Raw genomic sequence first — 14,663 nt, 5'->3', positions numbered from 1 at the left:
TGCACCGCGGCCAACCCCACCCCACCCGTCGCCGCATGCACCAACACCCGCTCCCCAGCGTGAACTTCCGCCACGTCCACCAACCCGTAGAACGCCGTCGCGAACACCGCAGGCACCGCCGCCGCCTCCGCGAACGACCACCCCGCAGGCATCCGCACCACCAATCGGCGATCAACCGCCACCACCGACCTCACACCCGGCAGGAACCCGAAGACTCGATCTCCCGGCACGAGGTTCGTCACGTCGGAACCCACCTCGACCACCACGCCGGCGCCCTCCACACCCAGCGCAGCGTCCGGATCGGGGTAGGTGCCGAGCGAGACGAGTACGTCCCGGAAGTTCAGGCCCACCGCCATCGTGCGCACCCGCACCTGCCCCGGAGCCAGTGGCTCCCAGGCGTCCCGAAGTACGCGCAGGCCGAAATTGTCCGCGGTCAGGGTGCCTTTCCCGGTCGGCGCGAACGACCATTCCCGGTGGTCGGAAGTTCCGGCGGCCAATAGCTCCGCGCCACGCAGGCGGGCGTCCTCCGCGCGCCCGGCACGGTGGAGACGCGGTGCGTGCGGAATGCCGCCGCGGACGGCAAGTTGCGGTTCGGCGTTCAGAGTCAGCGCCAGGACGACGCTCTCCCGGTAATCGGCCCAGTCGTCGACGTCGACGAGCAGGATCCGCTCCGGGTGCTCGCTCTGGGCGGTGCGCAGCATTCCCCACGCCGCTCCCGCGGCCGGGTCGACGGACTCACCGGCATGGACCGGCGCCGCCCGCCGGGTCACCACCACGACCCGACCCTCTCGTTCCAGCAGCTCTCGTACGCGACTCGTCGTCGCGGTCACCACCGCTCGCACAATCGCGGGCAGCTCACCCTTCTCGGCCTCGGTTTCGAGCCGGACCACCGTCGCGTCCGCGCCCGCGACCTGCACGGTCTCGAGATCACCTGCGACGTCCCAGGCCGCGGTCACGCTCGGCTCGACGGCGGGCAGTGCGATCCAGTCGATGCCGTAGCCGGAGGCGCGGCGGCGCACCGACGCGAACACATCGGCCGAGAGCCTGCGCAGGCTCAACGCACCGATCACGGCCACGGGCCGCCCCGAGACATCGCTGAGCGTCACCGCGATTCGGGTTTCTCCCGCCGCTACGGCGGATACGGCGGCATGGACTCGCACCGTGGTCGCTCCGGCCGCGTACAACCTGACGTTCTCCCACGAGTGCGGCACGGCCACCGCACCGTCCTCCGATTCGGCCAGCCCACCGAGCAGGACGGAGTGCAGCGCCGCGTCCAGCAGCGCCGGATGCACTCCGTACCCGCCGATCTGCGATCGAGCGGACTCGGGCAGCACGACCTCGGCGAAGACCTCACCGTCGCCGCGCCACAGCGCGGAAAGCCCCCGGAACGCGGGGCCGTACTCGTAGCCGAGCTCGGCCAGATCCGCATACGCGCCGGTGAGTTCACGCGCGGTCGAGCCTGCCGGTGGCCAACTCGTCGCCACCGACGCGGCTGACGGGCCATCCGCTCGCGCGGCCACCGTCGCGGTCACGTGACGTACCCACTCGGCAGAGTCGGCACCGGGCTCCTCGCCGTCCCGCGACCGCGAATACACCGTGACCGCCCGTGCACCGGATTCATCCGGCCCACCGGCGACCACCCGCAATTCGACGGCACCCGCCGCGGGCACCGGCAAGGGCGCCTCGATCACCAGCTCCGACACCGCGGGACAGTCCACTGCCGCGCCCACGTGCAAGACGAGTTCGACGAAGGCGGCGCCGGGGAACACGACAGCCCCGCCGACCGCGTGATCGGCCAGCCACGGATGATCCGCTCCGGACAATCGCCCGGTGAACACGACATCCGGCGAATCCGGCAACCGCACCAGAGCGCCCAGCAGTGGATGACCCGCGTCGTCCAGTCCCGAGCGCGAGACATCCGCCACCCGGACCGGTGGCAACCAGTACCGCCGATGCTCGAACGCGTAGGTCGGCAGTGCTACCCGCTCGACCGCGCGGCCCGCGAACAGCGGCGTCCAGTCCACCGGCACTCCTCCGGCGGTGGCCTGCGCCAGCGCGGTCACGAGCTGGTCCGGCTCGTCGGTCGAGCGCCGAGCGGCCGCGACCACGATCGATTCCGCTTCCGCGTCGGGCTTTTCGGCCAGACACTGCCGAACCATGGCGGCCAGCACGGCATCCGGGCCGACCTCGACGAACCGCCGGACGCCGTCGTCGATCAGGGTGGCGATCCCCGGTGCGAACCGGACGCACCCGCGCACCTGGGCGACCCAGTAGTCCGGGTCGGTCGGTTCGGCATCGATCAGGGCGCCCGACACATTCGACACGATCGGCAGGGACGGCCGATGGTAGGTCAAGCCTCGGGCCACCCGGCGGAATTCGTCCAGCATCGGTTCCATCGCCGCCGAATGGAACGCATGGCTCACCCGCAGCCGTGAAGTCCGCGCGTTCGCCGTGGCCAGCCGGTCAGCGATCGCGTCGATCGCGGCGGCCGCGCCGGAGAACACCACCGCTCCCGGACCGTTCACCGCGGCCAGCGAAACCTCACCGGCGAACTCCTCGAGCAGATCCACCGCCTGTTCTTCGGGGATCGCCGCGGCCAGCATCGCGCCGCCGCCGGGCAATGCGCCCATCAACCGCCCACGCGCCACCACCAGCGCGCACGCGTCCGGCAGTGACCACACCCCGGCGAGATACGCGGCGGTCAGTTCGCCGATCGAATGTCCGATGAGCACGTCCGGAACGACGCCGAACGATTCCAGCAGCCGGAACAGCGCCACCTCGAACGCGAACAGGGCGGGCTGGGTGAACTCGGTCCGCTCCAGCAGACCGGCGCCGTCCGGGTCGAAGACCAGCTCCCGCAGCGACCGGCCGAGCAGCGGATCGATATGGGCGCAGATCTCGTCGAAGGCCGTGGCGAACACGCCGAACGCCGCGTACAGACCGGCGCCCATCCCGGCGCGTTGAGCGCCCTGCCCGGTGAACAGGAACGCCGTCCGGCCCGCCCCATTCGTCTTCGCGGCGATCGCACCCGGGCTGCCTGCGGCCAATTCGGCCAGCCCGGCCAGCAGTTCGTCCCGGTCGCGTCCGACGACAGCGCCGCGCCACGGCAGTTGCGCACGGGTGGTGAGCAGCGCGTGGGCGGTGTCCCATGGTGTGGCGTCGGGGTGGCGGATCGACCACTGCCGTAGCCGCTCGGCCTGCGACCGCAGGCCCGACTCGGATTCGGCCGACACCAGCCAGGGCACGACCGTCTCGATGCGTGGCCCGGGAGCGGGCACGATCGGTGACAGCCCCGCCGCGGGCGCCTCTTCCAGAATGACGTGCGCGTTGGTGCCGCTGACGCCGAAGGACGACACGCCCGCCCGGCGGACCCGGCCCCCGATGGGCCACGCCTCTGCCTCGGTCAGCAGTCGCACGGCGCCCGCCGACCAGTCCACATGCGGGCTCGGCTCGTCCGCGTGCAGTGTCTTCGGCAGGGTTTCGTGCCGCAGCGCCTGCACCATCTTGATCACGCCACCGACGCCCGCGGCGGCGATGGTGTGGCCGAGATTGGATTTCACCGACCCGATGAGCAGCGGGCGACCGGCGCGGTCGCGCCCGTAGGCATTGATCAGGGCCCGGGCCTCGATCGGATCGCCCAACGTCGTCCCGGTTCCGTGCGCCTCCACCGCGTCGACATCCGCGTGCGTCAACCCCGCGTCGGCCAGCGCCGCCGCGATCACCCGCTCCTGCGACGGACCGTTCGGCGCGGTCAGGCCATTGCTCGCACCGTCCTGGTTGATCGCGCTACCGCGCACGAGAGCGAGCACGGTGTGCCCGAGGCGCTGGGCATCGGACAGCCGTTCGAGCACGAGCACCCCCACGCCCTCGGCGAATCCGACGCCGTCGGCGTCGGCGGAGAACGATTTGCAGCGTCCATCGGGCGCCAGGCCGCGCTGGCGGGCGAAGTCGACGTAGAGATACGGATCGGCCGCGACGGTCACACCGCTGGCCAGTGCCAGCGAGGTCTCTCCGTCGCGCAGGGCGCGGGTGGCCTGATGCAGGGCGACCAGCGACGAGGAGCACGCGGTGTCCACGGTGACGGCCGGGCCTTCGAAACCGAAGACGTAGGCCACCCGGCCGGAGATCACGCTGTGCGTGGTGCCGGTGAGGCGGTAGCCCTCCAGTTCTCCGGTGACCCGGTCGCCGTAGCCGGATGAGCACGCTCCGGCGAAGACGCCGGTATCGCTGCCACGCAACGCGACCGGGTCGACACCGGCATTCTCGAGCGCCTCCCAGGTCGCTTCCAGCAGCAAGCGCTGCTGGGGGTCCATGGCGGACGCCTCCCTGGGACCGATGCCGAAGAAACCGGCGTCGAAATCACCGGCGTCCGCGAGGAATCCGCCGCGGCGGGTGTAGGAGGTACCCGGTTTGTCCGGGTCGGCGTCGAACAGTCGCTCGAGATCCCAGCCGCGGTCGGTGGGGAAGTCTCCGCTGGCGTCCACGCCGGCGACCAGCAGGTCCCAGAGACTCTCCGGTGAGGTGACCCCGCCGGGGAAGCGGCAGCTCATGCCCACGATGGCGATCGGTTCGTCGACCGCGCGGTCCCGGCGTGGCGCCTGTTCGGCGGGTTGCTCGGCGGCGGTCGGCGCCGCCAGAGAGCGCACCAGCTTCGCCATAGCTGTGGCGGTCGGATGGTCGAAGACCAGCGTCGACGGCAGTTGCAGACCGATGGCTTCGGACAGCCTGTTGCGGAATTCCATGACACCGAGTGAGTCGAAGCCGATGTCGCGGAACGGTTTGTCCGCCGGGATCGACTCGGCGCTCGTATGTCCCAGCACCGCCGCCGCCTGGGCGCGGATGAGATCGAGGACGATGCGGTCCTGTTCGGCAGCCGAGCGACCCGCCAGCCGCGTGGCCAGTTCCGGTCGCTGCGCCACCGCATCGGCGATCCTGCGGCGGGAGGGTCGCACCAAATCGCTTGTCAGGGCGCGAGCTTTGGTTGCCGCCAGTGCGTCACGGTCGACGCGGACAGCCACGAACGACGACGCGCCGCCCGCGAGTGCCGCGTCGAACAGGGCCATCCCCTCGCGCTCGCCCAACGGCGGGAAACCCTCCCGCCGCAAACGGGCGATATCAGCATCACCCAACGCGCCCGTCATACCGGTGCTACGACTCCACAACCCCCACGCGATCGACGTCGCGGGCAGGCCGTTCACCCGCCGGTGTTGTGCCAGCGCATCCAGGAACACATTCGCCGCCGCGTAATTCGCCTGCCCCGCATTACCGATCACACCCGCGACCGACGAATACAACACGAACATCGACAAATCCAGATGCCGCGTCGCCTCGTGCAGATTCCACGCCGCATCCACCTTCGGCCGCAACACCTCCGCGACCCGCTCCGCCGTCAAGCCGGTGAACAGTCCGTCGGCCAGCACACCCGCGGCGTGGACGACGCCGGTCAGGGGATGCTCGGACGGGATCGCCGCGAGCGTCGTCTCGAGTGCGTCCCGGTCCGCCGCGTCACAGGCGACGACCTCCACGTGCGCACCCAGAGCCTCGAGTTCGTCGCGGAGTTCGGCCGCACCGGGCGTTTCCGGGCCGCGTCGGCTCGCCAGCACCAGCCTGCGCACCCCGTACTCGGTGACCAGATGCCGAGCAGCCAACGCACCCAACCCACCGGTACCACCGGTGATCAACACCGTCCCCTCAGGCCGCAACGGCGCGGGCACCGTCAGCACGTTCTTGCCGATATGCCGAGCCTGACTCATCAACCGCAACGCCTCCGGCGCCTGCCGCAGATCCCATGCGGTGAGCGGGGACGGCGTCAAGATCCCGGCCTCGAACAGCTGCACAACCGTTGTCAGGATCTCCCGCAGCCGTTCCGGCGCCACCTCCAGCAGGACGAAACTGTCGTACCGCACCCCGGGGTGGTCGGCGGCTACCTGCTCGGGATCACGCCGATCCAGCAACCCCATCTCCACGAACCGGCCACCCGGCCCCAACAACCGCAACCCCGCATCCACGAACTCACCCGCCAACGAATCCAACACCACATCCACACCACCCAGCCCCGCACGGAACTTCCCCTCGAAATCGAGCGACCGCGAATCACCGATCTCCTCCTCACCAAAACCCAACCCCCGCAACACACCCCACTTCGGACGACTCGCCGTCACCACCAACCGCGCACCCAACCACCGCCCCAACTGCACCGCGGCCAACCCCACCCCACCCGTCGCCGCATGCACCAACACCCGCTCCCCAGCGTGAACTTCCGCCACGTCCACCAACCCGTAGAACGCTGTCGCGAACACCGCAGGTACCGCCGCCGCCTCCGCGAACGACCACCCCGCAGGCATACGCACCAACAACCGGCAGTCCGCCACCACGACCGACCCCACACCGGTCAAGAACCCGAAAACACCCTCGCCCGGCACGAGATTCGGCACTTCGGAACCGACCTCGACCACCACACCGGCGCCCTCCACACCCAGCACAGCGTCCGGATCGGGGTACATGCCCAAGGCGATCAAGGCGTCGCGGAAATTGAGACCGACCGCTCGCAGCGCCACCCGGACCTCGCCGGGGCCGAGCGGCCGCGACGCGTCCGGCGTCTCGGTCAGCGTCAGGTTGTCGCCGGTCAGGGCACCTTTGCCGTAGTGGGTCAGCGCCCACGCCGAAGCCCGCGTCGCCACGCTCGCGTTCCCGACGTCGCCCGCTGCCCGGTGCAAGCGCGGAACGTGCGCGACACCACGGCGGACGGCGGATTGGGGTTCGGTGCTCGTGGTCATCGCGAGCGCGACGCTCTCCCGATATTCGGCCCAGTCGTCGACGTCGACGAGCAGGATCCGATCCGGATGCTCGCTCTGGACGGTCCGCAGCAATCCCCACGCCGCTCCCGCGGACAGATCCACCGATTCACCGGGATGCACCGCCACGGCCTGGCGGGTCACCACGACGATAGGCGTCTCCCGCTCCAGCAACCGCTGCACCCGCGTGGTCACCGCGGTCACTACATCCCGTACCGATTCCGGCACAGTGCCGCCCGCGGCCTCGTCGAGCCGGATCACCGTCGCCACCCGTCCCTCGACGCGCACGGTGTCGCCGTCTTCGGCTTCGCTCCAGACCCCGGCGGCCGCGACTTCCGGCGCGGACGACGCGACCCACTCCACCCGGTAGCCGAGTCCCTCGCTGCGCGGCCGGGACCGTCCGAGCGCCTCGACCGGGATCGGGCGCATGGTCAACGCGCCCACCTCGGCCACCGTCAGGTCCGAGGTATCGGTGAGGGTCACCGCGATCCGCGGTCCGGCGGACGGGGAGCCGGACAGGGACGCGTGGACCCGCAGCGTGGTCGCTCCCGTCGCGTACAGCCTGACGTTCTCCCAGGAGAACGGCACCGCGACCGTCCCATCCGGCACGTCGGAGACGAGCCCGCCGAGCAGGACCGCGTGCAGCGCCGCGTCCAGCAATGCCGGATGTACGCCGAATTCGGCGGCACCGGCGCGGCCGGGCTCCGGCAGTGTCACTTCGGCGAAGACTTCGCCGTCACCGCGCCACAGGGCGGTCAGTCCCTGGAACACCGGACCGTATTCGTAGCCACGCTCGGCCAACTCCGGGTAGACAGCGGAGATATCGATCGCGGCCACAGCGGCCGGTGGGCGGACGGCCACGACCGACGCCTCGGCCGCATCCGCTTCGGCGGTGATCGTGGCGACGGCGTGCCGGACCCACGGCGTGCCCGAGCTCCGGTCGGCCGCATCGTGCCCGACACGGGATGCGGCCTCGTCCGACCGGGAGTACACCGACACCCTGCGCCTGCCCGACTCGTCCGGTGCGGCGGCCACCGCCCGTAGCTCGACGGTCCCCGACGACGGCACCACCAAGGGCGCCTCGAGCACCAGTTCCGACACCCGCGTGCACTCGACCACCGCGCCGACGTGCAGGACGAGCTCCACGAAGGCGGTTCCGGGGAGCAACGCCACACCCGCGACAGCGTGATCGGACAGCCACGGATACGCCGAACGCGACAGCCGGCCGGTGAACACCGCCTCGTCGCTGTCCGGCAGCCGGACCATCGCCGCCAGCAACGGATGCGCCGCCTCGTCCAGACCCGACTGCCGAATATCCGGCACACCGCCAGGCGCCAGCCAGTGCCGCTTGTGCTCGAACGCGTACCGCGGCAAGTCCACCCGGGTGGCGACGGGCGCCAATGCCCGTGCGGCCAGGTCGATACCGGCACAGTGGGCGCGCGCCAGCGCGAGCGAGAGTTGTTCCGGCCCGCCGAGTTCGCGTCTCAGGGTGCCCAGCACGGCCACGCGGCCGGACATGCCGATGGCATCCGCCGCCAGCTCGATCCCTACGGTCAAAACCGGGTGCGGGCTGACCTCGATGAAGGCGTTCACACCCGCTCGCTGCAGCGTTGCGACCGACTCGGCGAACCGGACGGGCTCGCGCAGGCCGCGATACCAGTAGGCGGCGTCCAGCGTCGCGGTGTCGACATAGTCCGCGGACACGGTCGAGAAGAACGGCACCGAACCGGATACCGGCGCGACCGGAGCCAGCTCCGTCAGGACTCGTTCGCGGATGGCTTCCACCGCGACCGAATGCGACGCGTAGTCCACCGGAATCCGTTTCGCCCACACACCGTCGGCCGCGCAGGCCGCGAGGAATTCGTCCACGGCGGAGATCTCCCCCGACACCACGGTCTGCCCCGGCCCGTTCACCGCCGCCACCGACAACCGGTCCCCGACCCCGGCCAAGCGGTCCGCGACCGCCTCTGCCGCCAGCCCGACCGACACCATGCCACCGGCGCCCGCCAGTTCCTCCGCGACGATCCGGGACCGGACGGCGACCACACGCGCGCCGTCGGCGAGCGAAAGCCCGCCCGCCACCACAGCCGCCGCGATCTCACCCTGCGAATGCCCCACCACCGCGGCGGGCTCCACACCGCTCGCCCGCCACACTCGCGCCAGCGACACCAGCACCGCGAAAAGCGCGGGCTGCACCACATCCACCCGGTCCAACGATGCCGCGCCCGGCTCCCCACGCAGGACGGAGGTCAGCGACCAGTCCACGAACGGCGCCAGCGCCGCCTCGCAGTCCGCGATCGACTCCGCGAAAACTCGATGCGTGGCGAGCAGTTCGGCGCCCATCGCGGGCCATTGGCTGCCCTGACCCGGGAACACGAACGCCACCCGCCGCGCCGTGGCACGGCCGGTGACCACGGAATCGCTGTCGGAGGCTTCGGCCAGACTCGCGAGCCCGGACCGCAGATCCCCGAGTTCGCGCCCGACCACCGCGGCGCGAAACTCCAGCCGCGCGCGGTGCCGCAGCAGTGTGTGCGCCACATCCGCCACGTTCACGTCGTGTTGCGCGGTGAGCCATTCGGTGAGCCGAATCGCTTGCGCACGCAATGCTTCCGGGGTGCGCGCGGACACCGTCCACGTCCGGACACCGCGATCACCATCACCCGGATCATCTGCGGCGGTAGGCGTCTCTGCCGAAATCGCCTGCGACGGAGCTTCTTCCAAAATCAGGTGCGCGTTCGTCCCGCTCATACCGAACGACGACACCCCGGCACGACGCGGCCGGTCGCCCGCAGGCCAGGGCTCCGGCTCGCTCAGCAGCCGCACCGAACCCGCCGACCAGTCCACGTGCGGGCTCGGCGCATCGAGATGCACTGTCTTCGGCAGCGTCTCGTGCCGCAACGCCTGCACCATCTTGATCACGCCACCGACACCGGCGGCCGCGACGGCGTGACCGATATTCGATTTCACCGAGCCGATGCGCAGCGGTTCCGCTCGCTCGGCGCCGTAGGCGGCGATGAGCGCCTGCGCTTCGATCGGATCGCCCAGCGCGGTACCGGTTCCGTGCGCCTCCACCGCGTCGACATCGGCGGGCCGCAACCCCGCGTCGGCCAGCGCCGCCGCGATCACCCGCTCCTGCGACGGACCGTTCGGCGCGGTCAGGCCATTGCTCGCACCGTCCTGGTTGATCGCGCTACCGCGCACGACCGCCAGGACCCGGTGCCCGAGGCGACGGGCGTCGGCGAGGCGTTCGACGACCAGCACGCCGACGCCCTCGGACCAGGTCACGCCGTCGGCCGCGGCGGAGAATGGCTTGCACCGCGCGTCCGTCGCCAACCCCCGCTGACGCGCGAAGTCGACGAACAGCGCCGGACTCGCCGAGATGCTCACCCCACCGGCCAGCGCCAGGGAGGTCTCGCCCTGGCGCAGCGCCTGACAAGCCAAGTGCAGTGAGACCAGCGACGAGGAACACGCGGTGTCGATCGTGACCGCGGGACCTTCCAGGCCGAAGGCGTAGGCCACGCGGCCGGAGATGACGCTGTGCGACGTCCCGGTCAGCCGGAAACCCTCGTACTCCCCGGTCACGCCGTCGGCGTAGCCGGAGGCGCAGGCGCCGACGTACACACCGGCATCCGTACCGCGGAGCGCGGCGGGGTCCAGGCCCGCGTCTTCCAACGCCTCCCAGGCGACTTCCAGCATCAGCCGCTGCTGCGGATCCATCGCCGCCGCCTCCCGCGGCCCGATGCCGAAGAACCCGGCGTCGAATTCCGCCGCGCCGGAGAGGAATCCGCCTTCGCGGATGTAGACCGTGCCCGGCTCGTCCGGATCGGGATGGAACAGCCGCTCCAGGTCCCATCCCCGGTCTTCGGGAAACGGCGTGATCGCGTCGGTTTCGGAGGCGACCAGACGCCACAGGTCCTCGGCCGATCCGACACCGCCCGGGAAGCGGCAGCCGATCCCGACGATGGCGATCGGCTCGTCGGATCGGGCGCGGCGCACGGTACGCGGCGCGGCGGGATCGGTCCCTTCGAGCCGAGCGCGCACCAGCCGCGCCACCGCGGTGGGCGTGGGGTGGTCGAACATCAGCGTCGCGGGCAGCGTCAGCCCGGTGGCCGCGGCCAGCCGGTCGCGCAACTGGACGCCGCTCAGCGAGTCGAATCCGAAGGCGGTGAACGGCAGATCGGCGGGCACGGCCTCGGGAGACTCGTAGCCGAGTACCGCGGCGGCCTGTTCGGCGACGACGTTCAGCACGAGCGCGTCGCGCTCCGGCTCGGGGACGGCGAACAGCCGCGGCGCGAGCGGACCCTCTACCGCGGCGCGCCTGCGGCGCGTCGGCGCGGACACGGGTACCGCCGCCGGGGAGTCGTCCATCACCCGATCGACCATGCGCAGCCGAAGCGAGCCGATCACCAGAACCGGCTCGCCGTCCTCGGAGACGGCCGTCACCCGCACGGTGTCCGCATCGACCCGCTCGATCCGCACCTGGGCGGCGGCGATGCCGGAGCGATACAGCTGAGCGCCGGTGAACGACAGAGGCATCGGCGTCCGGTCGGGTGTGTCGTGGGCGAGCAGATCCGTCGCGGCGTGCGCCATGGCATCGAGCAGCGCGGGATGGATGCCGAACCGGCCTCGATCGCCGACCGACTCGTCGAGCGAAACCTCGGCGAACGCGTCGCGACCGCGCAGCCAGGACGCCGTGACGCCCTGGAATGCCACACCGTAGCCGAGCCCGCGGCCTGCCAGCCGGTCGTAGAGTTCCTCGGCGGCCACCGGTTCGGCTCCGGCGGGCGGCCACTCGACGTCCGGCCGAGCGGGGATCTCGTCTCGGTCTCCGGCCAGCACTCCCTGCGCGCACCGAGACCATTCCGCGGCGGCACCGGTGGCGGGCCGGGCGTGGATGGTGAACGTCCGCCGACCACTCCCGTCGGCTGCCGCGACGCGCACCTGGATCGTCCACGGCGTGTTCGCGGGCAGCGACGCCTCGATCCGCAGTTCCTCGACCCGCGCGGCCTCCACCCGAGCGCCCACGCTCCACGCGACATCGAGCCAGACCGCCGCGGGCACCGCGGGAGCCCCGAAGACGAGGTGATCCGCCAGCCAGTGCTGGGTGTCGGGGGACAGAAGCCCGGTGAACAGCCATTCGTCGCGCTCCGCCACCGGCACCGCGGCGCCCAGTATCGGATGATCCGGCGCGACCAGCCCGGCACGGCGCAGATCCGCCGCGCCCGCGCCGACCTCCGGCGTCCAGCACCGGCGGCGCTGGAACGCGTAGACCGGCAGGTCGACTCGCGCGGCCGGCGGAGCCAATTCCGCCGCCACCGCGTCGACACCCGCGCAGTAGACCCGGGCCGACGCCGTGGCGAACTCCTCCGGGCCCCCGTGACCACGCCGGAGCGTGCCGCACACCGCCACTCGGTCGGCCGCGCCCAACGCCTCGGCCACCAGTTCGATCGCCGAGGCGACCACCGGATGCGGACTCGTCTCCACGAATGCCGTCATCTCCGCGCGCAGCAACGCCTCGATCGCCTCGGCGAAGCGCACCTGCTCGCGCAATCCGCGATACCAGTACGCCGCGTCCAGGCCGGAGGTGTCCACGAACTCGGCCGTCACCGTCGAGAAGAACGGAATCGCACCGGCTTTCGGCTGGATCGGCGCCAAGTCGGCCAGCACGCGGTCGCGAATACGTTCCACCGCCGCCGAATGCGACGCGTAGTCCACCGGAATACGTTTCGCCCAGATCCCTTCCGCCGCGCACTCGGCCAGGAACCGCTCGATCGCGTCGGCCGCCCCGGACACCACGGTCTGGCCGGGCGCGTTCACCGCCGCGACCGACAATCGGCCGCCGAAGGCCGCCAGCCGGTCGGCGACCGCGTCACCCGGCAAGCCGACCGACGCCATACCGCCCGAGCCCGCGAGCAGTTCCGCGACCGCGCGCGATCGCAGGGCCACCACGCGCGCCCCGTCCGCGAGCGACAGTCCACCGGCCACCACCGCGGCCGCGATCTCGCCCTGCGAATGCCCCACCACCGCGGACGGCCGCACACCGGCCGCCTGCCACCGCCTTGCCAGCGATACCAGCATCGCGAACAGGACCGGCTGCACCACGTCCACGCGATCCAGCGAGGCGGCTCCCCGCGTCCCCCGCAGCACGTCGGTCAGCGACCAGTCCACGAACGGCGCCAGCGCCGCCTCGCATTCCGCGATCGACGCCGCGAAGACCTCGTCCGACGCCAGCAGTCCGGCGCCCATTCCCACCCACTGGCTGCCCTGGCCAGGGAACACGAACACCACCCGGCGCGCCGCGGCCCGGCCGGACACCACCGTGGGATCAGCGGCGACCAGGTCGGGTGCCGGGTCGGCCAAGGCGGCGAGCCCGGCACGCATCCGATCGGCGCCGGACCCCACCACCGCTGCCCGCCACTCCATCGGCGTCCGGGTGTGGGCGAGCGAGTACGCCACCTCGGCGCTACCGGCTCGCGGGTGCTCCGCCAGCCACTCCCGCAGACGAACAGCTTGCTCCCGCAAGGCTTCCCGGTTCCGGGCCGACAGCAGCCACACCGCGGGCCGGGTCTCGCCGGTCACCTCGACGGCAGCCGTCGCGGGCGCCTCCTCGAGAATCACGTGCGCGTTCGTTCCCCCCATCCCGAACGACGAGACACCGGCCCGGCGACGCGCGTCGCCCGTCCACGGCTGCGTGCTGGTCTGCACCCGCAGGCCCAACTCGTCCAGCGGGATACGGGGATTGGGGTTTCGGAAGTTCAGGCTGGGCGCGAGCTGTCCGTACCGCAGGCACAGTGCGGTCTTGATCAATCCCGCGATTCCCGCGGCGCCTTCCAGATGCCCGATGTTGGTCTTGACCGAACCCACGGCCAGCTGCCGGCCCGCCGGGCGGCCCGCGCCGTAGATTTCGCCCAGCGCCGCCGCCTCCACCGGGTCGCCCGCGGGCGTGCCGGTGCCGTGCAATTCCACGTACTGCACCGATGCGCCGTCGACCCGGGCCGCCGTCAGCGCGGCCCGGATGACGGCGGCCTGGGCAGCGCCGCTCGGGGCGCTCAATACCTGCCGCTCGTTGCCGTTGTTGACGGCACTGCCACGGATCACGGCGTAGATCCGGTGTCCCGCGGCGATCGCACGCTCCACCGGCTCGAGCACGATCATGCCGCCGCCTTCGCCGCGGACGGTACCGTCGGCCCGGTCGTCGAAGGTGTGGCATTTCCCCGACGCCGAATGCGCGCCGAACTGCTCGTACCGTTCGCCGCTCAACGGAGACAGGATGAGATTCAGCCCGCCTGCCACGGCCACCTCGCATTCGCCGCCGCGGATCGATTCGCAGGCCAGGTGTACCGCGACCAGGGACGAGGACTGCCCGCTGTCGACGACCATGCTCGGCCCGGTGAACCCGTAGTAGTTCGAGATCCGGTTGGCGGTGACCCCTCGTCCGACGGCCCACAGCGAATGCCGACCGACGCCGGTGCTGCCCTGCGCGGCAACGATTTCGGCGAAATCGGTGCCGGTGCAGCCGAGGAACACGCCGGCCCGCGCCCCCGTCGCGTCCCCGAGACCGGCGTCCTCCCACGCCTCCCAGCTGAGCTCGAGCCCGAGCAACTGCTGGGGGTCGATGGCGTTCGCCTCGTTCGGTGGGACGCCGAAGAATCCGGCGTCGAATTCGGTGGCCGAGTCGAGGAATCCCGCGGTCTCCTCGAGACCGGGCCGGTCGGCGGGCGCCTGCCCGACGGCATCGCGGCCCTCGCGCAGCAACCGCCAGAACTTCTCCAGGTCGGAAGCGCCCGGCATCCGGCACGACATTCCGACGATAGCGATGTCATTCGCCGCTTCGACCATGGGATTTCCTCTGTCTCGCCGCTTCGATGC

1 protein-coding gene is annotated in these 14,663 nt (G+C 71.4%); it reads right to left on the bottom strand.

Annotation, left to right across the window (positions count from 1 at the left end; all coding sequences use genetic code 11):
- A partial coding sequence (locus tag AB0L97_RS30770) for an SDR family NAD(P)-dependent oxidoreductase (RefSeq protein ID WP_364436326.1) occupies positions 1-14,585 on the bottom strand: 14,585 nt, incomplete at its 3' end.
- Positions 14,586-14,663: the final 78 nt, after the last annotated feature.

This window comes from Nocardia sp. NPDC051911 (assembly GCF_040681035.1).
GTDB classification, from domain to species: Bacteria; Actinomycetota; Actinomycetes; order Mycobacteriales; family Mycobacteriaceae; genus Nocardia; species Nocardia sichangensis.
The sequence above is the reverse complement of the archived record's forward strand: the minus strand, read 5'-3'. Positions and strand labels throughout refer to the sequence as shown.